The sequence below is a fragment of the Halosegnis rubeus genome, assembly GCF_009184545.1.
Taxonomy (GTDB): domain Archaea; phylum Halobacteriota; class Halobacteria; order Halobacteriales; family Haloarculaceae; genus Halosegnis; species Halosegnis rubeus.
Genome location: NZ_QJOW01000001.1, coordinates 92,802 through 115,372 on the forward strand (window position 1 = coordinate 92,802; position 22,571 = coordinate 115,372).

Sequence of the window (22,571 nt, forward strand, 5' to 3'; positions counted from 1 at the left end):
AGCGTTCCTCCGTTGTCTGGGCGCGGCTACGACGTGCGCCACTCGTCGCTCAACAGGTCGTACCGGACCATGTCCCGATACGCGCCCCGCTGGAAGACCGCATCGCGCGCAACGCCCACCTTCGAGAAGCCCAGCGAGCGAACCAGCCCGCGCGACGGTTCGTTGTCGGCCAGCGCCTTCGCGCGAATCCGGTGAAGTCCGAGGTCCGAAAAGCCGTGGTCGACGAGCAGTTCCGACGCCTCGCGGCCGTACTCCTCGCCGTGGTACTCCGGGAACAGCCACGCCGCCAACTCGGCGCTGTGACGGGAGATATCGAACAGGACGACCGTCCCCGCCGGTTCGCCGTCGATACAGACGACGAGGTTCACGTTCCCGTCACCGAGCACCGTCGACTCGTAGAAGGACTCGATGTCGTCCATCGTCGACGGCGTCTCGAAGGTGAGCCACGAGCGAATCGCGGGGTCGTTGCGCGACCGGTGGAGCAGATTGAGGTCGTCGCGTTCGAGCGTCCGGAGCGTCACGTCCTCGCTGTCGATGAATACGGGACCGGGCATATCTCTCGTGGGAGTGGTCCGTGGAAAACGATTTCGCGACGACCAACCGAACAGCCCATGAAACCCCAGACCAAATTGGAGGTATGACCCGACGTGATGCTCCCGCGACAGAGGAAGGGTGGTACGCGCTCCACGACTTCCGCCGTATCGACTGGGATGCGTGGCGCGAGGCCCCCGACAACGAACGCGACCGCGCGCTCGCCGAGGGCGTCGAGTTCCTGCGCGACCGCGAGAACCTCTCGGACGCCGAGCAGGGCGGCTCTGCGGTGTTCACCGTCGCCGGCCACGAGGCCGACATCATGGTGTTGCATCTCCGCCCGCAGACCGAACAGCTCGACCGCATCGAGCGCGCCTTCGAACACACCGCACTCGCCGGCTTCACCGAGCGCACCGACTCGTACGTCTCCGTCACCGAGATTTCGGGCTACGTCACCGAGGAACTCGAAGCCGGCATCGAGAACATCGAGGACGACGGAACGCGCAACTACATGCTCCAGCGGCTCTACCCGTCGATTCCGGACGCCGAGCACGTCTGTTTCTACCCGATGGACAAGCGCCGCGATCCCGAGTACAACTGGTATGACCTCCCGTTCGACGAGCGGGCGGACCTCATCTCCGGCCACGGCGACATCGGCCGCGAGTACGCCGGGAAGGTGACACAAATTATCACCGGCTCGATGGGCTTCGACGACCACGAGTGGGGGGTCACCCTCTTCGCCGACGACCCGACCGAAATCAAGCATCTGCTTGCAGACATGCGATTCGACCCCTCCTCCTCGCGGTACGCGGAGTTCGGTCGCTTCCGGTTCGGCCGCCGGTTCGCGCCCGAACATCTCCCCGAGCTGTTCGCCGGCGAGCCGCTGCCGGCGTACGGCTCCACCGACGTGGAGGCCGCGACTACCGACGCCGAGGAATCTGAACCCGACGACGGCGGTGCTGAGACGGACGACGAAGGTGGCGACTCGGACGACTCCGGCGACCGACCCGACCCCGGAACACCGCCACACGACGCCGCGACGACCGAGGAGTTAGAGGAGGAGCTCCGCCGTCTCGGCATCGACGCGAGCGAGTATCCCGACGCCGGCTTCGGTCTCGTCTTCTACAGCGACGAGAACGCCGAGGCGCTCGTCGACGAGGTGGACGGGCTGCGGGGCAACTTCGAGCACTACGACACGCACCTGCTCACGTCCGTGCGCGCCCACGCAGGTCGAACCGCGGTTGTCTCGCTGTGGAAAAACGAGCGCGCAGCCAACACGGCCTCCGGCTTCCTCGGTGACCTCGCCGGCGTCGACGGCGACGGCATCGGCGGGCCGCTGGCAGACCGCGACGCCGCCGAGCGTGCTGACACGACGGCCGCAGACGACGGCGGCGACACCGCGCCGCCCGAGGTCGAAGGGACCGGCGACGAAGCGGACGACGACATCCGCGGTGAGCTTTCTGACCTCGACATCTATGCCGGCAAACCCCACGGCGAGGACGTGTACGCGATGGTGCTCTACTCCGAGGCCGATACCGACGACCTCCGCGAGGAGGTCGAGTCGCTCTCGGGCGGCTTCGACCGCTACGACACCCACGTCGGCACGTCGCTGTACAAGGGGACCGCGACCGACCGCGCGGCCGTCGTCTCGCTGTGGGAGACGCGCGACGCCGCCGACACGGCCGGCGATTACCTCTCCGACCTGCCAGACATCGTCGGGCGCGCCGGCGAGGAGTCCACGTTCGGGACGATGGGGATGTTCTACACCGTGAAGCCGGAACACCGCGAGGACTTCGTCGACCACTTCGGCACCGTCGGCGAGATGCTCGGCGACATGGACGGCCACATCGAGACGGACCTGATGGTGAACGTCGACGACGAGAACGACATGTTCATCGCCAGCCAGTGGGAGGACCGAGAGGACGCGATGGACTTCTTCCGCTCTGACGCGTTCCGCGACACGGTCCAATGGGGTCGCGACATTCTCGCGGACCGGCCGCGGCACGTGTTCCTCGCGTAGACTGCGAGCGCAGCGAGCAGCTTTTCGGTCCAGACTTTTCGACGAGCGGCTCTCCACAGCGCCCGGCGAGCATCGCGAGCCGACAGCGCGAGGAAGCCCGAGAAGAAAAGGGTGGGTTATGTGAGGTCGCGACATTCTCGCGGACCGGCCGCGACACGTGTTCCTCGCGTAAACTGCGAGCGGGCGAACATCAGATTTCCTCTCAGTCGTCTGCCGGCGCGTCGGCGCGCGTCGTCGTCACGTAGACGCTCTCGCGGCCGAAGACGAACTCGTCGAGGAACGCCGTCACGTAGACGACGCCCTGACAGAACAGGTAGCCCCACAGCGTGATGGCGGCGAGCAGTTCCGTCGGGTGGTGGCCGTAGCCGTGGCGGTGGTCGCGTACGAATATGAGCAGCGAGGTGATGAAGGGCGCGACACCGACCGCACTCCACAACAGCCAGTCGTACGGAAGGAAGGTCCCGCCCGTGAGGACCGTCCGGTCGAGCAGCAACATCGGCGCGGCGACGATGGTGATGACGGGGACGAGCGCGTAGACGAAAGTGTAGGCGGCGTCGAAGCGCGCGCGCCGCGAGAGCGTCGAGTCGAACGGGAGCCGCGGCAGATACCGGACGGCGACCTGCATCCAGCCGCGGGCCCACCGAGTGCGCTGGCTCCACCAGGCAGACAGCGTCGCGGGATTCTCCTCGTAAGTGACGACATCGGGGTCGACGCGGAGGCGTTTGCCCGCCGCGTGAATCCGTGCGGACATGTCGATGTCCTCGACGAGAATCTCCTCGTCGAACGCGCCGAGTTCGTCGAACAGCTCCCGACGGAAGAAGGTCTGGCCGCCGCCGAAGATGGTGAAGCCGCCGAGCACCTCGCGGCCGAACAGGTCCGCGAGTTCGGCGATGTGGCGTTCGACGGTGGCGTGTAACGCGAGCAGCGAATCGGTCGGGTTCGAGCCGTAACAGCGCCCCTTCACACACCACGTGTCCTCGTCGGCTCCGTCGGTCCCGAATCGGGGACGCCACACGACCGGACTTCGGTCGCGGCGCTCGAATCCCGAATGGCGGCCCACGAGGAGGTGTGGCTCATCTTCTCACACGTCGCGGACAGAGAGGAGCGACGCCTCGAACGGCTGGCCGACGAGCGCCACGAGCAACGGTTCACACGCTCGTTCGTCGGTATCACGGTCGTCGGATACGAAAGAGCCGAAAACGAGACGATTACTTCCGGAGAGCTACCTCCGACCGGCTGTGACGTGCGAATCGGCGATTAGTCGGCGTTGAGGATGCCGGCCGCGCGGAGGTCGTCGCCGTCGACGCTGGTGCGGTACTCCTCTTTTTCCATCCCGTCGAAGCGGTCGATGCCGAAGTCGTTGGCGTACAGCTCTTCGACCTTGGTTCGCTCCTCGTCGGACAGCGCCGGCGTCTCGGGGGCGCTCGCCCACTCGTCGATGTCGGCCTTCGACCGGAACGTCGGGGTCACGCTCGCGACCGAATCGTACGAGAGCAGCCACTGGATGGCCGCCTGTCCCATCGTGCGCTCGCCGTCGCGCTCGAGGAAGCGGAGGGTCTCCACTTTCTCGAAGCCGGTGTCGTACCACTCGTCAGGCCGGAAGCCGCGGTGGTCGCCCGCTTCCAGTTCGGTGTCGGGCGTGACCTGCTCGTTCAACAGCCCCGAGGAGTGCGGGACCCGGGGGATGAGCGACGTGTTCGCGCCCTCGCGGTCGACCGTCTCGACGAAGTGGCGGTGGACGTCCTGTTCGAGCATGTTGCCGACGTACTGGACGCCGTCGAACTCCTGTTCGATGGCGAAGTCGCCCTCGGCGAGCCAGCCAATGGAGGGACCGAGCGCGACGCCGATGGCGTCGGCCACGTCCTCCTCGCGGAGCTCATCCAGCAGCTCCAGCACCTCCGTGTTCATCTCCGCCACGTCCGGGTTGTGGAGCTGGAGATACTCGACGTGGTCCGTCCCGAGCCGGTCGAGCGACTTCTCGACTGCATCGCGCAGATACTCGGCGTCGTACTCCTTCGGGAGCTCGCCGTGGCCGGCCTGTGGGTTGTTGTAGAAGTCGTAGCCGACCTTCGTGGCGACGACCATCTCGTCGCCCCGCTCGTCGAGCACCTCGCCGAGTAGCTCCTCCGAGCGACCGTGGCCGTACACGTCGCTGGTGTCGAAGTAGTTAATGCCGGCGTCGAGCGCGTATTCGACCATCTCCAGGGCGTCGGACTCGTCGCGGTCACCCCACCAGTCGGTGCCGATGACCCACGCACCGAAGCCGACCTCACTCACGTCGATGCCAGAGTCGCCAAGTTCCCGATGTTGCATACTCGGGCTTGGTGATTCGGCTACTTAGCGGAAACGGTTACTCGCGCAGCCGTAGCCGTTCGGTGACGAACGTCCGGTCCAGCGCCGCGAGGAATGGCCCGAGACGCGGTCCCTGCTGTTCATCGAGGAAGAGCCGGTAGCCTGCGGTGAAGAAGTCGCCCACCTCGACGCCGTGGTCGCGGGCGGTCTCGAAGATCTCCTCGTGGAGCGTCTCGCCGTCGGGCCGTTCGGTCTCGACGTAGTCGGCGAGGTCCGCGAGCGCGTTCGTCGTCGCGTCGTCGAAGGCGACCTCGGGCAGCTCCTCGGCCAGCCGGTAGTTGTACTCGTTGTCCGTGCGCACGGCCCACGCGCGGGCCTTCTCGACGCGGCCGAGGGCACGCTCGACCTGTTCGTCGCTCGCGTCCTCGGGGAGATGTCCGGACCGGCGCGCCATCGTCGCCCGAAGCTCGTCGTCGTCGGTCATCCCGAGCACGGCCGCGAAGGTGTACGGGATGCGGATGCGCGCTGCGTCGGGGTCGGTGACGAACGGATACGCGCGCTCGGCGCGTGCGGTCTCGGTCTCGCCGCCGTCTTCCTCGCCGAAGTAGAGCCGCTCGAAGCGGTCGAACTCGTCGACCAGCTGGTCGAGCCGCTCGATGGAGAAGTCACGAGCACGCTTGGGGTCTTTCGTGAAGAAGTACCGGACCACCTCGGGTTCGAGCAGTTCCAGCACCTCCGAGACCATGACGACGTTACCAGCAGACGAGGAGAACGCCTCTCCGTCGAGGGTGAACCACTCGTACACCATCGGAACGGGCGGCTCGTTGCCCAGCAGGCTACGGGCGATGTGCTCGCCGGAGGGCCAGGACCCCTCGGCGTGGTCCTTGCCGAACGGCTCGAAGTCCACGTCGAGGGTCTGCCACTGGGCGGGCCACTCGAACCGCCACGGTAGCTTCCCCTCTCGGAGCGTCGCGGTGCCTTCGTGACCACACCCCTCGATGGTCTGGCCCCCGGCCTCGATGTCCGTACACCGGTACTCGACGGTGCCGGCCACGGCGTCGATGCTCGTGACGGTCTCGGTCACCGTCCCGCACTCCGCACAGATCGGGTTGAACGGAACGTACGACGCGTCGACCTTGTCCTGATACTCGCCCAGTATCTCGCGGGCCTCGTCCGCGTGTGCGAGGATGTGGCGGGTCACGTCCTCGAACGCGCCCGACTCGTAGAGGTCGGTGTTCGAGCGGATGTCGAGGTCGATACCGAGCAGGTCGGCCGACTGGCGGATAATCTCGGAGAAGTGGTCGCCGTAGGAGTCACAGCAGCCGAACGGGTCCGGGATGTCGGTGTACGGTCTCCCGAGGTTCGTCCCGAGCGCCGAGGCGTCCACCTCGCCCAGTCCGACGATGTTACCGTCGAGGTCGGCGAGCTTCCGGGGGAGCTTGCGCAGCGGGTCGCGGTCGTCGGTGGTGAACACCTGTCGAACATCGTGACCGCGCTCGCGGAGCACCTCGGCGACGAAGTGGCCCCGCATCAGTTCGTTCATGTTTCCGAAGTGCGGGACGCCGGACGGCGAGATACCGCCCTTGATGACGATTTCTTCACCCGCTTCGACGCGCTCCTCGACGGCATCGGCGGCGGCGTCGGCCCAGAAGTCGTACTGGCGGTCGGCGAGCGTGTGCGGCGAGGTCATGCCGTCTCCTCGTCGGGTACGATGCGCGTCCCGTCGAAGGAGTCGTGCTCGACGGCGTCGGTCACCCGAGTCGGGTCAGCGCCGTCGAGCACGACCGTCTCCAACCCGGCGCGCTGGATGACCTTCGTCGCGAGCAGGTCGACGGGTGCGGACGCGCCGGCCGTCATCTCCATCGACGCGACGGTGTCGACCAGCTCACTTGCCGTGAGTTCGTCGTGGCGCTCGGCGTCGTCGACCTCGTTCGGGTCGGCGGTGAAGACGCCCGGGACGGAGGTGGCGAAGACGAGTCGGTTGGCGTCGACGTACTCGGCGAGCACGGCCGAGACCGCGTCGGTTGTCTGTGCCGGGACGACACCGCCCATGACGGTTACGTCGCCGCGCTGCACGTCGGTGCGCGCCTGTTCGTAGTTCTCGGGGACGACGGACGCGGTAATCGACTCGTCGATCGCGGCGAGCAGGAGCTTCGCGTTCAGCCGAGTGACGGCGATACCGAGCTGGTCGAGTTCGCTCTCGTTGGCTCCGACCTCGCGGGCCGCGCCGATGTACTCGCGGGCGACGCCGCCACCGCCGACGACGACGGCGACCTCGTGGCCCGACTCGACCAACCCCTCGATGACGGTCGCGTACTCGTCGACCCGGTTGGTGGCCGGGTCGGGGACGAGGACGCTCCCGCCGACAGAAACGACGACTCTCATTGTTCCAGATGTTCCGCGTTCGCCGCTTAAGACTTATCAAGCGCGTAGGCGAGCGCGACAGCTACAAGCCCCTCGCGTACAACCGCCTAACGTGTACACGCTGGGCGTCGTCGGCCCGTCGGCCCGCGCAACCGCGACCGAAATCGCCGCCACGCTCTCGGGTCGAATCGCGCTCGTCGGGACCGGCGAGGTCGCTCTCCCCGGGAACGTCGCGACGACGACCACCCTCGGAGACGGATGGCAGGCAACTAGCGACGGCGACTGCACCCTCGACGAGACGCTGGACCGACTCGCGTGCAGTCACGACTACGCGCTCGTCCTCGACATGCCAGCCGCCGACATTCCCCATCTCGTCCTCGATGACACCGCCGTCTCGACCCCGCTGTTCGAGACGGAACCGGACTCTGTCCCCCCGGTTCACCCCGACCGCGTGGTCGATGCTCTCCACGAATGTCCCGAGTACGAGAGTCTGGGGTCGCTGATCGCGTCCGTCAAGGGGTCACAAGACGGTGACCGCGCGGGCGCAATCGCGACCTTTACCGGCAGAGTCCGGCGGTTCGATTCCCCCGACGACGTGGCGACCACACACCTCGATTTCGAGATGTACGACGAGGTGGCCGAGACCCGGATGGCGAGCATCGAGACTGACCTCGAAGCCCGCGACGGTGTCTTCGACGTGCGCCTCCACCACCGGCAGGGCGTCATCGAGGCCGGCGAGGACATCGTCTTCGTCGTCGTGCTCGCGGGCCACCGCGAGGAGGCGTTCGCGGCGGTCTCCGACGGCATCGACCGGCTAAAAGACGAAGTGCCGATCTTCAAGCAGGAAGTCACCGACGAGGGGGAGTTCTGGGTGGACGCCGACGGCTAACCGCCGCGCACCACCGAGATGCGGGTGAGGTCTGGCTAACTATCGGCTGTTTTCGCCGCATCTTTGCGGGAACACCGGTGTCTGTTCGCCGGATTTCTGGGTTCGAATTGAATGTCTTAGAACAGTTCGTAAAATGTCTAAGCAATTTTGAGGCGTTTGTGAACGGTTCGTTTCACCCCGATTTGTGCTGGTTTTCTCCGAACGGAGCCGAAGTGAGTCGAAGCGTCTCGTATTTATATACCGATGTGGCTTCCTTGTGGAAGTGAGGCGAGATACCCTATGAGCGCAACAACCCCCGCAACCGAGTCCGACGCCGAGAGCAAGGAAAGCCGACTGAAGAACTACCTCGCGCAGAAGGCCGAGGACGGCGAGCTGTACTTCAAATCGAAGTTCATCGCGGACGAGGTCGGCCTCTCCTCCAAGGAGATCGGCGCGCTGATGGTGAAACTCCGAGACACCGCCACCGAAATCGACGTAGAGAAGTGGTCGTACACGAGCGCGACCACGTGGCGTATCACCCCAGCGTAACGACGACCGGCACTTCGGTCCCCTTCCTCCACACGGGGGTTTATCCCCCTGTCCTCCCTTCATTCGGTGATGAGTGACGACGAGGGATACGACTCCCTCCCGACGCCCGCAGCGCTCGCGGACGTGTTCCACGTCGAGGAGCGACGCGCCGAGGAGGACCGCGTCGTCTACGTCGGCGAACCGCTGTTGCCGACCGAGACGCTCGAACGGCAGTTGTGGCCGCTGTTCCGCGAGGCTGGCTACGACGTACGCCTCCAGACGATTACCGACAGCGAGGAAGACCCCATCTCGGGAGTCCAACTTCGGTCCCGACGACACGCGCTCGTCGCCACGCCTGCGGGCAACAGTCTCGACGGTATCCCGTGGACGAACGTCATCATGTTCGCGCTCACGGTCGTGACGACGCTGTTCGTCGGCTCTATCTGGTATCACGAACCCGCGTGGGGACCGGTCGAGTTGGTCACCGGCGAGAACTGGAAGTTCAGCGCCGCGGTGTTATCCGTGCTCGCCACCCACGAACTCGGCCACTACGTCTTCGCCCGGTATCACGACGTGAACGCCTCGCTCCCGTACTTCATCCCGTTCCCGACGCTCATCGGGACGATGGGCGCGGTTATCCGGATGAAGGGGCGACTCCCGAGTCGGAAGGCGCTGTTCGACATCGGCGTCGCCGGTCCGCTCGCCGGACTGGTCGCGACCGTCGTCGTGACGATTATCGGACTGACGGCCGACCCGATTACGGTGCCACAGCGAATCATCGAGAGTTCAGATACCGTCCAGGTGCAGTTCGGCTACCCGCCGCTCATCCAACTGCTCGCCGAGTTGGTGGGCCAACCACTGGAGTATCCGGACGACCCGACGCTCGCTGTTAGTCCCATCGTCTTCGGCGGGTGGACGGGAATGTTCATCACCTTTCTGAACCTGATTCCGGTGGGCCAACTCGACGGGGGCCACATCCTGCGTGCGATGGCCGGCGAGCGCGCGGAGTCCATCTCGAACGTCGTCCCCGGGCTCCTGTTCGGGTTGGCTGCGTACCTGTTCTTCTTCACGAACAGCGGCCGTGCGGCGTTCCTCTGGGGGATTTGGGGCGGGATGGCGGTGCTCGCCGGCGCGGCCGGCTTCGCCGAACCAATCTACGATGAACCACTCGACCGCGGCCGGTTCGCGATCGGGGCGTTCACCTTCCTGCTCGGGGCGCTCTGTTTCGTTCCGGTTCCGTTCCAGCTGATGAGTTAATGTGTGTAGCCGCGGTCCGGAAGCGGTTCGCCGTCCATCTCGACACCAGCCTCGATTACCTCGCCAATTACGCTCACGGGAACCGGACTCACCTCGCGAACGTGTTCGGGGTCGTCGGTCGTGAACACTAACTCGAAGTCCTCGCCGAAGTGCACAGCTAACTCGCGTGCGTCGGTCCCGTCCGTTGCGACCGTCTCGACGCTCTCGTGTACCGGAAATCGGTCGTACTCGACGGCGAAGCCGCAGTCCGATGCCTCGCCGAGTTGGTGGAGCGAGCGCGCCACCCCATCGCTGGAATCCATCATCGCGCTCGCGTGTGGCGCGACCGCCCGGCCGGCAGCGACACGCGGCTCGAACCGAAACAGCTCGTTCGCGCGCTCGGGGTCGGTCTCGAACAGCCGGAAGCCGCCAGCAGACCGGCCGATTCGCCCGGTGACACAGACCGACTCGCCGGGGGTCGCGCCGTCGCGCATGACGGGGGTGTCGGTCTCGCCCATCGCCGTCGTCGCGACGGTGAACTCCTCGTGGCCGTCGAGGTCGCCGCCGACGTAGCGTGCGCCCGTCGTCTCACACACCTCGCGTGCGCCCCGGAGGAAGTCACGTAGCTCCCGTTCCTCGAAGCTCGGTGCGCCGTAGACGGCGACCGCGGCGGTCGCCGCTGCTCCCATCGCGGCAACGTCGGATAGTGACGCGCCGACGCTACGCCAGCCGGCGGTGTAGCGGGTCGTCCCCGGCGGGAAATCGGTCGTCTCGTGGAGCATATCCGTCGTGATGACGGTCGACCCGACGACGGCACAGTCGTCGCCCGCGTCCGGCAGCGCGTCGCCGATGAGTCCGAGGGCGGCCCGTTCGTCCATATTCGCCCCCGAACTGGCTGGCGTAAAGCCGTGTCGGTGGCGAGACCGAACGCGGTGAACTACCCCACCCTATTCGCGCCCTTCGGGCGCTCCTTGAGGGCGGGGCTTCCTGCTTCCACGACGCGCTGTGCAGGAACCGAATCGGTTCCCGTAGGGAGTGCAGTCTCCACAGGCGTTTGTTCGGAGTGACCCACTCCTACATCTTCGAGGCCCCGAGAAAGAACGTTCCACGCCGCGTTTGCATCCCTGTCTGCCTCGAACCCGCAGGCGGGACAGGAATGTTCACGGACCCACAGCGGTTTCACCGTCCCGACGCCGCATGACGCGCATTCTTTCGTCGTCCCTCTCGGATTCACTGCGACGAAGTGCGTTCCTTCGCGCCCACACTTGTATTCGAGCATCGAGATGAACGTTCGCCACGCCGACGATGCGGTGTTGCGGCTGTTCGACGGCGATTCCATCATCCCCTTCACGTCTAAGTCCTCCACGGCCACGAGGTCGTACTCCCGAGCGTAGTACGCTGAGAGTCGGTGGAGAAAGTCACGGCGTTTGCGCTTCAAGTCAGCGTGACACTCCGCGACTCGTCGGCGTTGCTTCTCGTAGTTGTTCGACCCGCGTTGCTTCTGCGAGAGTGACCGCTGTTCGCATTCCAGCCGCTCGCGTTCGCCTGAAAGGTCAAGCGACCCCACGGCGAACCCGTCTGTATCGTGGGCGTACTTGAGAATACCCACATCGATGCCGACGCACCGCTCGGGATTCTCGGGCGGTTCGGGCGGTTCGCGGTCCATTTCGACGCCGAAGGTGGCGAACCACTCGCCCGTCGGTTCCTTCTTAACTGTGACCTGCTTCACGGTGGCGTCGTCGGGGATGGCGCGGTGGAGCCGAATCGGGATGTCTCCGAGTTTCGAGAGTGACAGCACAGTCTGACCGCCCTTCTTGTCGAGCTTGAAGCCAGATTGACTGTACGTGAAACTGCGGAACTCCCGTGGTGGCTTCCACTTGAGTTGACCGACACCGTAGCCGTTCTGCTTGAGCGCGGAGAGACCTTTCAGGTTGTCGAACAGGCGCTCCACGACGGTTTGGAGAACCTTCGAGTACACGTCCGAGAGGTCATCCCACCACGTCTTGAGGTCGGGGAGGTTCGACCGAAGCGTTGTCATGGACGGCAGTTCGCCGTGTTCGTCTTGGTACTCGCTGAGGCGGTAGCGCGTGTGGTTGTACAGTTGCCGACAAATATCGCGGTGGCGGTCCAACTCCTCACGGTGGGCGTCGGACGGATTGAGACGATACTTGTAGGCGTAGTACATCTGTTACTCTCGCTCCTCGATGAGTTGGTCGAGTTGGTCGCGGATGAACGACGAAAGGTTGAGATGGTTTTCCTCAATCCACTCGTCTTGGTCTTCGCGGATGGTGATTGTCTTCCGTTTCACCGTATGCACGCTACACACGTAGGACGTAATAAATGCATTGGGGGATTGCGGTGGGCCTGTAGGCTTGCAGTCGTACAGTGTACGAACAACGATGACGGCGTTGACGAGACGAGACGCGTCTCGTTCGCACACCAGAAATCAAAGATTTCTGGGGACGCTGTATCTCCACCCTACTGCGCTCCTTGTCCGCTGGCGCGGACTGCGGTGCTCGTTGAGGGTGGGGGCTTAGCGTCTGCAAACAGCTAAACGGCCGGCCCGTGAACCGACGGCCATGGATATCGACCTGCGGGCGTCGGTCGTCGGCTTCGCGCTGGCGGGTGTCGTCCTCGCGGGCCTGCTGTGGGCCGTCGGGCCGATGGACGTGGCAGACGCCATCCGCCGTGCCGACCCGACGGTGCTCGCTGCCGTCTTCGCCGTCGCCGTCTGCTGGCTCTCCGCGTGGGGACTCGCGCTGTGGACCGTCCTCTCGGGGCTGGGAAGCTCCATCCGCGCACACGTCGCCATCCTCGTCTTCGCCGCCGCGACGTTCGCCAACAACGTCACGCCGTTCGGACAGGCGGGCGGTGAACCCGTCGCCGCGCTGTTCATCTCCCGAAGCGCCGGCACCGAGTACGAGACCGGACTGGCGGCCATCGCCTCCGTCGACTCGATCAACTTCGTTCCCTCCATCGGGCTCGCGTCCGTCGGTATCGTGTACTTCTCCACGCAAGTCTCGTTCGGGTCGCGGCTCCAGTTTGCCTCCTACGCCGTCGCGGCCCTCGCTATCGCCGTCCCCGTCCTCGCCGTCGTTGGGTGGAACTACCGCTACCGCGTCGAGGCGGCTGCCGTGCGAGTCGCCACTCCGGTCGCGAGCCTCGTCGGTCGCGTGGTTCCGCGACGGTCGCCCCCGACCGCCGACGCGATCCGCTCCCGCGTCGAGGGGTTCTTCCACGCCATCGAGCGCGTGAGCGGGAACCGCCGCGGGCTGGCGCTCACCTTCGGGTTCGCGCTCCTCGGCTGGCTCTGTTTGGCCACCTCGCTGTGGCTCTCGCTGTTCGCGCTGGGCCAGACAGTCGCGTACCCCGTCGCACTCGTCGTCGTCCCCGTCGGTGCAATCGCTGGTGCAACCCCGCTTCCGGGTGGACTCGGCGGCGTCGAGGCCGTGCTTATCACGCTGCTCGTCGCGCTTGGTGTCCCGAACGGGGCCGCCGCCGCCGCCGTCATCATCCACCGCACCGCCACCTACGTCCTCCCGACCGTCGTCGGCGGGGGTATCGCCGGCGTCCTCGGCTCCGACACCTTCGCCGCCGGCTCGTGACCCCGTGTCGGAGTCACAGCCTCGCTTCGCTCGGCTCTGACTCCCGTCTAACGTCAGAGTTAAACAATCCCGACGGGAACAGAACCTAATGGCAACACTCTACGACGCTCCGACCGAGGAGCTCATCGAGGCGACCGCCGCCAAGCTCGAAGACGAACTCGACCGGCCCGACTGGGCCGAGTTCACCAAGACCGGCGTGGCGAAGGAACTCCCCCCACAGCAGGAGAACTTCTGGGCGCTGCGTGGCGCATCGCTCCTCCGGAAGGTTGCCGTCGACGGACCCGTCGGCGTCGAGCGACTCTCCACCGCCTACGGCGACAAAAAGCAGGGGTCGACCCGCTACCGCGTCCGCCCGAACCGCAAGACTGACGGCTCGAAGAACGTCATCCGGACGCTGCTCCAGCAGCTCGACGACGCTGGCTACATCAACACGAACGAGAAGCGCGGCCGCGAGGTCACCGGCGACGGCAAGCAACTGCTCGATGAGACCGCCACCGAGGTCATCGAAGACCTCGACCGCCCGGAGCTCGAACGCTACGTGTGAACTACCCCTGCCTACTCGCCGCCGTTGGCGGCTCCTTGAGGCAGGGGCTTCCTGTTTCCACGACGCGCTTTGCAGACACAACCGCAGTGTCCACAGGGAGCGCAGTCTCCACAGGCGTTAATTCGGAGTGACCCACTCCTAGGTCGGTGAGTCCGCGAGAAAGAACGTTCCACGCCGCGTTTGCGTCCCTGTCAGCCTCAAAACCACAGGCAGGACAGGAGTGTTCACGTACCCACAGCGGTTTCTCGGTTTTGACGCCACACTGAGCGCACTCTTTGGTAGTGCCGTCAGGGTCAATCTCCACGAAGTGCGCGCCCTCGCGTTTGCACTTGTATTCGAGTAGGTCGGTGAACGTATTCCACGCCGCTGATGCCGTGTTGCGGCTGTTACGCGGCGATTCTATCATCCCTTTCACGTTGAGGTCTTCGACCGCGACTAGCTCGTACTCCTGAGCGTAGTAGTTCGAGAGTTTGTGTAGGAAATCACGCCGCTTGCGCTTGATTTGCTGGTGGCACTCAGCGACATGCTGACGTTGCTTCTCCCAGTTGTTCGACCCATGCTCTTTGCGTGAGAGCTTCCGTTGCTCTCGTTCAAGTCTGTCGCGTTCGTCCGAGAGATCAAGTGAACCAACTGCTGTGCCGTCAGTGTCGTGGGCATACTTCAGAATCCCCACGTCGATGCCAACCATGTCGTCGGCGTCAACATCTTCAAGCGACGGTTTGGAAGGTTCATCCTTGTCGTCAACGGCGAAGGAGGCGTACCGCTCTCCAGTCGGCTCTTTCTTGATCGTGACTTCCTTGACAGTCTCCTCATCTGGGATGTCTCGGTGGCACTCAATCGGTATATCCGTAAGTTTCGACAGCGAGAGTACAGTCTGACCGTTCTTCTTGTCGAACTCTAACGCGGCGAAACCGTTTTTCATCGCGCGCAAGTACACGCTGGTATGAGTCAGGACGACGACGAGATTGATGAACTTCGACAGGAACGGCTCGAACAGCTGAAAGAGCAAAAGCAGGGCGAGGGTGCAAGCGAGGCGCGCGAACAACAGCGCCAGCAGGCCGAAGCCCAGAAGAAGGCCGCACTGCGGAAGACGCTCACCGACAGCGCCCGCCAGCGACTCAACTCGGTGAAGATGTCGAAACCCGAGTTCGCAGAGCAGGTCGAACAGCAGGTCGTCGCGCTGTCGCGGTCCGGTCGCGTGAACGGCAAAATCGACGACGAGCAGATGAAGTCGCTGCTCTCGGAGCTCCAGCCCGACAAGCAGGAGTTCAACATCAAACGCCGGTAGATGGACGCCGGCGTGCTGTTCTCGGGAGGCAAGGACTCGTCGCTCGCCGCGCTCTTACTCGGTGAGTTCTACGACGTGACACTCGTCCACGTCGGCTTCGGCGTCGGCGATGCGGCCACCCATGCCGAGGCGACTGCCGACGCGCTCGGATTTCCGTTCGCCGAGCGCGAACTCGACGCCGAGGTCGGCGACGAGGTGGTCGCCCAACTCCGCGAGGACGGCTTTCAGCGCAACGGCATCCAGATGCTCCACGAACGCGCGCTCGATGCCGTCGCCGGGGACGGGTACGACGCCGTCGCCGACGGCACTCGGCGCGACGACCGCGTTCCGAGCGTCTCCCGCGCGTGGGCACAGTCGCTGGAAGAACGCCACGACATCGACTACCTCTCGCCGCTCGCCGGCTTCGGTCGCCGCGCCGTCGACCGACTTGCCGAGGAGACGCTCGAAGTCGAGGAGGCCCCCGCCGCCGACCTCGAAAAGGGCGATTACGAGGGTGAGCTCCGCGAACTCGTCCGCGAGGCCGGCGGCGACGAGGCCGTCGAGGAGGTCTTTCCCGAACACATGCAGACTCGCGTCACCGGGCGGCGGGCGTGACGCGCGCCGTCGCAGTCAACGTCGGCGCAAACACGAACCAACCGGGCATCCGCGCACCCGTCTATGCCGACGGCACGTTCGACTTCCTGCCGATTCCCGAGACAGAACCGACACGCGAGCCCGTCCCGACGTACGGCGATCTCGCCTCCGACCTTCGGATGACGATCCCCGACGAGATCCGGGACATGTCCGTCCATCTCGACCCCGAGTTCGCCGGCTACCCCGAGTGTGACCACCACACCTACGGCGACCCGCACGGCGTGAAGGCGCGCCCGCTCTCTGACCTCGCCGCGGGCGACTGGGCGCTCTTCTACGCCACGCTCGACACCGCGAGTGACACGGCTGACGACCGCCCCGACTGGCACCCCTCGTCGTGGGGTGCGTATCTCGTCGGCGGGCTTCGACTCGCTCGCGATCCCGTCACCGACTGGGAGACGATTCCCGAGTCGGAGCGGGCCGTCTTCGCCAACAACGCCCACGTCAAGCGCGCGGAGATGGACGCGGCCGTTCTCCTCGCCGGTGACGAGGCGTCGGGGCTGTTCGACCGCGCGGTCCCGCTGTCGGCTCCCTCCGGCGGTGTCGACGCGAATGCCCTCGTCACGGAACTATCAGCAGACTCCGGGAAGGGACCGTGGTGGCGACGCCCGCTCCGGTACGACGCTGACGCGACCGACCGCCTGCTGTCGGTCATCGACTCCCGCGAGTTCGCCCCGTGGCTGTGACCGACACATCCGTACCCGTCCGCGCGCTACCTCCGGTATGGTCGTCGACCTGAACGAAGCCTACGAGCAAATCGACTCCTACTGGGACCCACACGTCGCCGGCGAACTGAACGACCAACACGTCAAGCTCGCCCGCATCGAGGGGGCGTTCGACTGGCACCACCACGAGGAGGCCGACGAGCTGTTTTTCGTCCACGAGGGCGAGCTAACGATTCGGTTCCGCGAACGCGAGGACGTGACGCTCACGCCCGGCCAGTTCCACGTCGTCCCCGCCGGAATCGACCACCAGCCGGTCGCAGACGAAGAGTGTCGAATCGTGCTGTTCGAGCCGGCAGACACGCTCAACACGGGGAACGTCGAGAGCGAAAAGACCGTTCGAGAAGAGAAGCGGATCGAATAGAGAGTCACCGCTTGCGAGCGTTCGAGACCATGTGCCGTCCGGGAATTGAACCCGGGCTATTAGCTTGGGAAGCTAATGTCCTACCACTGGACCAACGGCACTCTCTTCGGTCACACCGGGACTCGCGAGCGTCGCCCGCTCACCAGCGGCACTCCCGAATCACTCACGAGTACCCGACCGCTCTACTTGAACGTAGCGTTTCCACAGAACTCCACGCGTGTCCACGAATGGGCCGCCCACAGCACCTATTTGTCGCTCGCTCCCGTATACACTTTCATGTCACAGTCAGTGCCGTTGGTGGAGGGGAACGCGATTACGCTCGACCTTTCGGCCGAGGAACTCGACGCACAGCGCGACCACATCACGAGCTTCATCCAAGCGGTCGTCGACGACGCCGGCGCTGACGGCGCGGTCATCGGCCTGTCGGGGGGCATCGACTCGACGCTCACGGCCACGCTCGCCGTCGAAGCGCTCGGTGCCGACTCCGTCCACGGGCTGGTGATGCCCTCGGACGTGAACACCGACCAGAACATGAGCGACGCCGAACGCGTCGCCCAGTGGCTCGAAATCGAGTACGACGTGCTCGACATCAACCCCATCGTGGACGCCTTCTTCGAGGCGTATCCCGAGGGCGTCGACGACCAAATGGCCGCGGGTAACGTCCGCGTTCGCACCCGGGCGGTCCTCAACTACTTCGTCGCCAACGCCGAGTCGGGCGTCGTCCTCGGCACCGGAAACCGTTCGGAGGCGATGACCGGCTACTTCACGAAGTACGGCGACCAGGCCGTCGACTGCAATCCAATCGGCAACCTCTACAAGCGACAGGTGCGCCAGCTCGCCTCCCACATGGGCGTCGCCGACGACCTCGTGGAGAAGGCTCCGAGTGCCGAGATGTGGGAGGGCCAGACCGACGAGGAGGAGATGGGTCTCGACTACGACACGCTCGACGCGGTTCTCGCGCTCCACGTCGACGGTCCCTTCTCCAAATCGGCGACCACCGAGTCGCTCGGTGTCCCCGAATCCGCGATAGACCGCGTCGTCGACCTCGTGGAACAGAGCGCGCACAAGCGGTCGATGCCGCCCGCGCCGGCCACGCTCCACCGCTGAGACCGAACGCCTATCTCTCCGGCCGTCGGGCGTTCGCGTATGCAACTGGATATCGGGAACGCCCTCGATAGCGCCGCCACGCCCGGCGTCTCGACCGACGCGCTCGACCGCCTCGACGACGCGGTGGCCGACGCTCACGAAACTATCGCGGCGGGCATGTCCAACGCCCGTTTCGGCTACGCGAGTCTGAACCTCCCCGAGACGACGAGCGCTACCGGCATCGAGCGCGCCGTCGACCCCATCGACGCCGACGCCGTGCTCACGGTCGGCATCGGCGGCTCCGCCCTCGGCGCGAAGACCATCACCGCCGCGCTCGGCGAGGCAAATCACTGCCTCCTCGACAACGTCGACCCCGAGGCGACGAATCGCCTGCTCGACGCCCTCGATTTCGACTCGACGGCTATCAACGTCGTCTCGAAGTCCGGTACGACCGCCGAGACGCTGGCGAACTTCCTCGTCGTCCGGGACGCCTACGAGGCCGCCGGCGTCGACTGGACCGAGCGCACGGTCGTCACGACGGGCGAGTCCGGCCCGCTCGCCGACCTCGCTGCCGAAGAAGAGCTTCCGAAGCTCGCCGTCCCGGACGGCGTGCCGGGTCGCTTCTCTGCGCTCTCTGCTGTCGGTCTCGTCGCGCCGGCCATCCTCGGCTACGACATCGAGGCCGTCCTCGACGGTGGACGCGAGGCGCGCGATTCCCTCACCGGGAGCATCGACGACTGTCCCGCCTACGCGTATGGCGCGCTCGCGGTCGCGCTCGAGCGCCGCGGCGTCCACACCAACGCATTCATGCCCTACGCCGAGGCGCTGGAACCCTTCGCCGAGTGGTTCGCCCAGTTGTGGGCCGAGTCGCTCGGAAAGGACGGACAGGGCCAGACGCCCGCTCGCGCGCTCGGCGCGACGGACCAACACTCCCAACTCCAACTGTACCGCGCGGGTCGCCACGACACGATGGTCACGCTCGTCCACCCGACCGCCCGCGACGACAGGGAAATTCCGGCCGTCGACGTGGAGGGACTCGCCTACCTTGGCGACGCGACGCTCGGCGACCTTCTTGATGCGGAGTTCGAGGCGACGGAGGCGAGTCTCGCGGCCGCCGACAAACCCTCGATCCGCGTCGAACTCGACCGCGTGGACGAACGCGGCATCGGTGACCTGCTCGTCTCGTTCGAGGCCGCCTGTATCATGGCCGGCGAGCTGATGGGCGTCGAGACGTTCACCCAGCCGGCAGTCGAGTGGGGGAAGAACGCCGCACGCGGGCTACTCGGCGGCGAGGAGACGGCCGAGGCCGCAGCCGTGCGAAATAAACACAACTACCTGATTGAGTAAGAGGTAACCTCCCGCGGCTGCTATCGCGGGTGTGTCACACGATACGTCAGGGACGGAGTCACCCATACAGCGGCTCCGCGCGGTCGGGACCGGGCTGTTGCTCGCGATTGTCGCCTTCCTCGTCGGCATCGTCGCGTCCGTGCTCGCGCTGGGACTGCTACAGGGCGTGGGCGTCGTCCTCACTCAGGACGACTGGCGACTCTACGCGCTCCAGACCGTCGGTCTCCAGGGGGTCGGCTTCGGACTCACCTCGCTGCTCTTCTTGAAGCTACAGGACAGATTCGACATCATCAACGTTCGTCTCCCGACGCGCAACGACGTGAAACTGGCCGTGTTTGGCGTGTTCGGACTGCTCGCCGTCGTGTTAGTGCTCAGCGCGCTGTACACCCAGTTCGACGTGCAGCTGCCGGAGACGACGCTGCCGGGCGTCATTGAGCGGCAACCCGACACCGCCCTGTATCTGATTCCCTTCACCATCCTGTTTGTCGCGCCCGGCGAGGAGCTGCTCGCCCGGGGAGTTATCCAAGGCCGGTTGAAGGACGCGTACCCGCCGATCGCGGCGATTGTGCTCGCGTCGGTCGTGTTCACCCTCGGCCACGTCGGCAACCTCGTCGCAACGCCGCTCGGACGTGCGCTCCCGTACTTCGCTCAGCTGTTCGTGTTGAGCCTCGTGCTCGGGTGGCTCTACGAGCGCAGCGAGAACCTCCTCGTCGTCGTCTTCGTCCACGCGGTGTACAACTGCATCACGTTCCTCTCACAGTACGCCGCCGCCACCGCTCCCTGACGGGCGGCTGACGGCTGTCTGACTGACACTTATTACCGTGTGTATTACTGTCATGGTATGGAGCGATTCGAGTATCTGGCCTCCCAGTCGACCGCGCGTGAGATACGAGCCCTCGCTCGCGAGTACGGACTGACGGAGAGTGAGGTACTCGACCAGCTCGTCGAGCTCGGTCTCGAAGAGCTGGAGGACGGCCGGCGCGTCGAACCCTGACACCCGACCGTAGGACGTTTACGCCCGCCCGCGGAACCGACGCGTATGTACGACCGGCTGAAGGGCTTTCGCGACTTCTACCCCGAGGAGATGGCCGCTCGCCGCGAGATCATCGATACCGTCGAGGCGGCGTGTCGCCGCTACGGCTTCCGCGAGACGGCGAGTCCCCACCTCGAACGCGCCGAGATGTGGACCGACAAGTCCGGCGAGGACATCGTCGAGGAGCTGTACGCCTTCGAGGACAAAGGTGACCGCCACGTCACCCTCACGCCGGAGCTGACCCCGACCGTCGCCCGCATGGTCGCGGCCAAACAGCAGGAGCTGTCGAAGCCGATCAAGTGGTTCTCGACGCGCCCGTTCTGGCGGTACGAGCAGGTCCAGCAGGGCCGATTCCGCGAGTTCTACCAGACCAACATCGACATCTTCGGGACGGACGACCCCCGTGCCGACGCCGAGGTCATCGCGCTCGGTGCACAGCTCCTCGTTGACTTGGGTCTCGACGCCGACGACTTCGAGTTCCGCGTCTCACACCGCGACATCCTCGGGGCCGTGCTCCGGAGCTTCGACGCCGACGTGGACGTGCCCGAGGCCGTCCGCGCCGTCGACAAGAGCGACAAGCTCGACGAGAACGAGTATCACGACCTCCTCGTGAACGCGGGCCTGAGCTACGAGCAGGCCGCGACCTTCGACGAGCGGCTCTCCGCGACGACCGTCGACACGCTCGATGCCCTCGCCGACTTCGCCGGCACCGAGGAGGCACACGAGGCCATCGACAATCTCGTCGCCGTCCTCGATGCGGTCGCGGAGTTCGGCGCGAGCGAGTACTGTGAGCTGTCGCTCGAAACCGCCCGCGGCTTCGACTACTACACGGGCGTCGTCTTCGAGTGTTTCGACGCGACCGGTGAGGTGTCACGCTCCGTCTTCGGCGGCGGGCGCTACGACGACCTCATCGAGTCCTTCGGCGGCGAGCCGACGCCGGCGGTCGGGTTCGCGCCCGGCTACGCGACGCTTCCACTCTTGCTCGAACGCGCCGGCGTCGCCCCCGACGAGTCGCTCTCGACCGACTACTACGTCCTGCAGGTGGGCGACACCGAATCCAAGGCGGCGAGTGTTACCCGCGAGCTTCGAGCACAGGGGTACGTCGTCGAGACCGACATCTCCGACCGGAGCTTCGGTGCCCAGCTCGGCTACGCCGACTCCATCAACGCAGAGACGGTCGTCATCGTCGGCGAGAACGACCTCGCGGACGGCAACTACACGTTGCGCGACATGGAGACGGGCGACCAGGAGACGGTCCCTGTCTCCGAGTTTCCCGAGTAGATGCGCCGCGCGTTCCGGGTAGCGTACGACGGGACCGCCTACCGGGGCTTCCAGCGCCAGCCTCACGCGGAAACCGTCGAGAACGACCTGTTTCGGGCGCTTGCCGCACTCGGTGTGACCCCCGACCCGCAGGTCCCGCCGGACGGCTACGCGGCGGCGGGCCGGACCGACGCCGGCGTCTCCGCCCGCGCACAGACCGTCTCACTCGACTGCCCGGAGTGGCTCTCGCCCGTCGCGCTCAACAGCGAACTCCCGGCCGACGTGCGGGCGTGGGCCAGCGCCGACGTGGCCGAGACGTTCCACGCCCAGTACGACGCCCGGTCGCGCCGGTACCGCTACTTCCTCCACGCGCCCGACGCTGCCGATAGCCGTGTCCAAGATGCGCTCGACCGCCTTGCCGGCAGTCACGACTTCCACAACCTCACGCCCGACGAGACCGGCACGGAACGCGACCTCCGGACCGGGTTCGAGCGCGACGGCGAGTTCCTGGTGTGTACCTTCGAGGCGGGCGGGTTCCCACGGTCGTTCGTCCGGCGGGCGGTCCGGCTGGTCGAGTGGGTCGCGAGCGGTGAGCGCGACCCCGAATTCGTCGGCCGCGTGCTCGGCTCCGAGCCGGTGACCGGAGCCGACAGCTTCGGCGCGGCCCCGCCCGAACCGCTCGTGCTCGATTCGGTCGCCCACCCGGTTCGGTTCGAGCGCGACGAGCAGGCGGTCGCGTCGCTGGCGTCGGTGTTCGGGCGTCGACGGGTCGAACGACAGACCGGTGCCCGCGTCGCGGACCGGCTCACCCGCACCGACTGAGTTCGCGTACCGGTGGGTTTAGGCGACTCGC

General features: G+C 65.8%; 24 protein-coding genes, 1 tRNA gene and 1 pseudogene. 17 read left to right on the forward strand and 9 right to left on the reverse strand.

From position 1 onward, the window contains the following. Positions 1–26 precede the first annotated feature (26 nt). Positions 27–554, reverse strand: coding sequence for a GNAT family N-acetyltransferase (locus DMP03_RS00515; protein WP_152118791.1), 528 nt, complete (start codon positions 552–554; stop codon positions 27–29). Positions 555–637: 83 nt separating this feature from the next. On the opposite strand from DMP03_RS00515, the gene DMP03_RS00520 reads away from it, so the two are divergent. Further along, the gene (locus tag DMP03_RS00520; RefSeq protein ID WP_152118792.1) at positions 638–2,551 is read left to right on the forward strand and encodes a heme-binding protein; all 1,914 of its coding nucleotides are present in this window, start codon (positions 638–640) and stop codon (positions 2,549–2,551) included. Positions 2,552–2,753: 202 nt separating this feature from the next. Here the strand turns inward: DMP03_RS00520 and DMP03_RS00525 are convergent, their stop codons facing one another. Next, complete coding sequence (locus DMP03_RS00525) at positions 2,754–3,515, reverse strand: glycosyltransferase family 2 protein (protein WP_172967027.1); 762 nt, start codon at positions 3,513–3,515, stop codon at positions 2,754–2,756. 84 nt (positions 3,516–3,599) lie between these two features. Between DMP03_RS00525 and DMP03_RS00530 the strand changes: the two genes are divergently transcribed. Further along, positions 3,600–3,812 carry a hypothetical protein gene (locus DMP03_RS00530; protein WP_152118794.1) on the forward strand — a complete coding sequence of 71 codons (213 nt, stop codon included), beginning with the start codon at positions 3,600–3,602 and terminating at the stop codon, positions 3,810–3,812. On the opposite strand, the gene DMP03_RS00535 is transcribed toward DMP03_RS00530, so the two are convergent. From DMP03_RS00535 to pyrH, 3 genes are read right to left on the reverse strand one after another with little or no spacing between them, the layout of a single operon-like run. After that, the gene (locus DMP03_RS00535) at positions 3,809–4,864 is read right to left on the reverse strand and encodes an aldo/keto reductase (RefSeq protein WP_152118795.1); all 1,056 of its coding nucleotides are present in this window, start codon (positions 4,862–4,864) and stop codon (positions 3,809–3,811) included. The two genes, DMP03_RS00530 and DMP03_RS00535, sit on opposite strands and share 4 nt — an antisense overlap. Positions 4,865–4,901: 37 nt before the next feature. Then, entirely contained in the window at positions 4,902–6,533 is a 1,632-nt protein-coding gene (gene lysS / locus DMP03_RS00540; RefSeq protein ID WP_152118796.1) for a lysine--tRNA ligase, read from the reverse strand. Then, positions 6,530–7,228, reverse strand: coding sequence for a UMP kinase (pyrH, locus tag DMP03_RS00545; RefSeq protein ID WP_152118797.1), 699 nt, complete (start codon positions 7,226–7,228; stop codon positions 6,530–6,532). The genes lysS and pyrH overlap by 4 nt, the downstream gene beginning before the upstream one ends. A 91-nt stretch (positions 7,229–7,319) precedes the next feature. Here pyrH and DMP03_RS00550 point away from each other — a divergent pair, with 91 nt between their 5' ends. The 3 genes from DMP03_RS00550 to DMP03_RS00560 all read left to right on the forward strand — a co-directional run bounded on the left by DMP03_RS00550 (position 7,320) and on the right by DMP03_RS00560 (position 9,860). After that, positions 7,320–8,096: a molybdopterin synthase gene (locus DMP03_RS00550; protein ID WP_225870756.1), complete on the forward strand. Its 777-nt coding sequence runs from the start codon at positions 7,320–7,322 to the stop codon at positions 8,094–8,096. Between the two features lie 279 nt (positions 8,097–8,375). Continuing rightward, positions 8,376–8,624 carry a DUF7123 family protein gene (locus DMP03_RS00555; protein ID WP_152118799.1) on the forward strand — a complete coding sequence of 83 codons (249 nt, stop codon included), beginning with the start codon at positions 8,376–8,378 and terminating at the stop codon, positions 8,622–8,624. 69 nt (positions 8,625–8,693) lie between these two features. Then, a complete protein-coding gene (locus tag DMP03_RS00560) occupies positions 8,694–9,860 on the forward strand; it encodes a site-2 protease family protein (RefSeq protein WP_152118800.1) in 1,167 nt (388 codons plus the stop codon). On the opposite strand, the gene thiL is transcribed toward DMP03_RS00560, so the two are convergent. Together thiL and DMP03_RS00570 are read right to left on the reverse strand one after the other, a co-directional pair. Then, the gene (gene thiL / locus DMP03_RS00565; protein ID WP_152118801.1) at positions 9,857–10,717 is read right to left on the reverse strand and encodes a thiamine-phosphate kinase; all 861 of its coding nucleotides are present in this window, start codon (positions 10,715–10,717) and stop codon (positions 9,857–9,859) included. The genes DMP03_RS00560 and thiL overlap by 4 nt on opposite strands. Positions 10,718–10,776: 59 nt before the next feature. Continuing rightward, positions 10,777–12,024, reverse strand: coding sequence for an RNA-guided endonuclease InsQ/TnpB family protein (locus DMP03_RS00570; protein WP_152118802.1), 1,248 nt, complete (start codon positions 12,022–12,024; stop codon positions 10,777–10,779). A gap of 394 nt (positions 12,025–12,418) precedes the next feature. On the opposite strand from DMP03_RS00570, the gene DMP03_RS00575 reads away from it, so the two are divergent. Together DMP03_RS00575 and DMP03_RS00580 are read left to right on the forward strand one after the other, a co-directional pair. Beyond that, positions 12,419–13,444, forward strand: a complete 1,026-nt coding sequence (locus tag DMP03_RS00575; protein WP_152118803.1) for a lysylphosphatidylglycerol synthase transmembrane domain-containing protein — start codon at positions 12,419–12,421, stop codon at positions 13,442–13,444. Positions 13,445–13,532: 88 nt separating this feature from the next. Then, positions 13,533–13,988: a 30S ribosomal protein S19e gene (locus DMP03_RS00580; RefSeq protein ID WP_075937205.1), complete on the forward strand. Its 456-nt coding sequence runs from the start codon at positions 13,533–13,535 to the stop codon at positions 13,986–13,988. A gap of 1 nt (position 13,989) precedes the next feature. Here DMP03_RS00580 and DMP03_RS00585 read toward each other — a convergent pair. Beyond that, positions 13,990–14,895: pseudogene (locus DMP03_RS00585) on the reverse strand (RNA-guided endonuclease InsQ/TnpB family protein); the annotation flags it as partial. 36 nt (positions 14,896–14,931) lie between these two features. On the opposite strand from DMP03_RS00585, the gene DMP03_RS00590 reads away from it, so the two are divergent. Genes DMP03_RS00590 through DMP03_RS00605 form a run of 4 tightly spaced genes read left to right on the forward strand, consistent with a single transcriptional unit; the run spans position 14,932 to position 16,992 of the window. Then, entirely contained in the window at positions 14,932–15,276 is a 345-nt protein-coding gene (locus DMP03_RS00590; protein WP_152118804.1) for a DNA-binding protein, read from the forward strand. Continuing rightward, a complete protein-coding gene (locus tag DMP03_RS00595; RefSeq protein WP_152118805.1) occupies positions 15,277–15,870 on the forward strand; it encodes a DUF7411 family protein in 594 nt (197 codons plus the stop codon). Then, complete coding sequence (locus DMP03_RS00600) at positions 15,867–16,592, forward strand: Nmad3 family putative nucleotide modification protein (RefSeq protein ID WP_152118806.1); 726 nt, start codon at positions 15,867–15,869, stop codon at positions 16,590–16,592. The genes DMP03_RS00595 and DMP03_RS00600 overlap by 4 nt, the downstream gene beginning before the upstream one ends. A 37-nt stretch (positions 16,593–16,629) precedes the next feature. Beyond that, a complete protein-coding gene (locus DMP03_RS00605) occupies positions 16,630–16,992 on the forward strand; it encodes a cupin domain-containing protein (RefSeq protein WP_152118807.1) in 363 nt (120 codons plus the stop codon). Positions 16,993–17,022: 30 nt separating this feature from the next. On the opposite strand, the gene DMP03_RS00610 is transcribed toward DMP03_RS00605, so the two are convergent. Beyond that, positions 17,023–17,093: transfer RNA gene (locus tag DMP03_RS00610), tRNA-Gly, on the reverse strand. 175 nt (positions 17,094–17,268) lie between these two features. Between DMP03_RS00610 and DMP03_RS00615 the strand changes: the two genes are divergently transcribed. From DMP03_RS00615 to truA, 6 genes are read left to right on the forward strand one after another with little or no spacing between them, the layout of a single operon-like run. After that, the gene (locus DMP03_RS00615; RefSeq protein WP_152118808.1) at positions 17,269–18,099 is read left to right on the forward strand and encodes an NAD+ synthase; all 831 of its coding nucleotides are present in this window, start codon (positions 17,269–17,271) and stop codon (positions 18,097–18,099) included. A gap of 39 nt (positions 18,100–18,138) precedes the next feature. Further along, on the forward strand, positions 18,139–19,425 hold the full coding sequence (locus DMP03_RS00620; RefSeq protein WP_152118809.1) for a glucose-6-phosphate isomerase: 1,287 nt from the start codon (positions 18,139–18,141) through the stop codon (positions 19,423–19,425). Positions 19,426–19,456: 31 nt separating this feature from the next. Continuing rightward, positions 19,457–20,209, forward strand: coding sequence for a CPBP family intramembrane glutamic endopeptidase (locus DMP03_RS00625; RefSeq protein WP_152156120.1), 753 nt, complete (start codon positions 19,457–19,459; stop codon positions 20,207–20,209). Positions 20,210–20,266: 57 nt separating this feature from the next. Beyond that, positions 20,267–20,419 (forward strand): CopG family transcriptional regulator, encoded by a 153-nt coding sequence (locus DMP03_RS00630; protein WP_152118811.1) that lies wholly within the window; start codon positions 20,267–20,269, stop codon positions 20,417–20,419. Between the two features lie 45 nt (positions 20,420–20,464). Continuing rightward, complete coding sequence (hisS, locus tag DMP03_RS00635) at positions 20,465–21,739, forward strand: histidine--tRNA ligase (RefSeq protein ID WP_152118812.1); 1,275 nt, start codon at positions 20,465–20,467, stop codon at positions 21,737–21,739. Further along, positions 21,740–22,540 carry a tRNA pseudouridine(38-40) synthase TruA gene (gene truA, locus DMP03_RS00640; RefSeq protein WP_152118813.1) on the forward strand — a complete coding sequence of 267 codons (801 nt, stop codon included), beginning with the start codon at positions 21,740–21,742 and terminating at the stop codon, positions 22,538–22,540. The last annotated feature ends 31 nt before the right edge of the window (positions 22,541–22,571 follow it).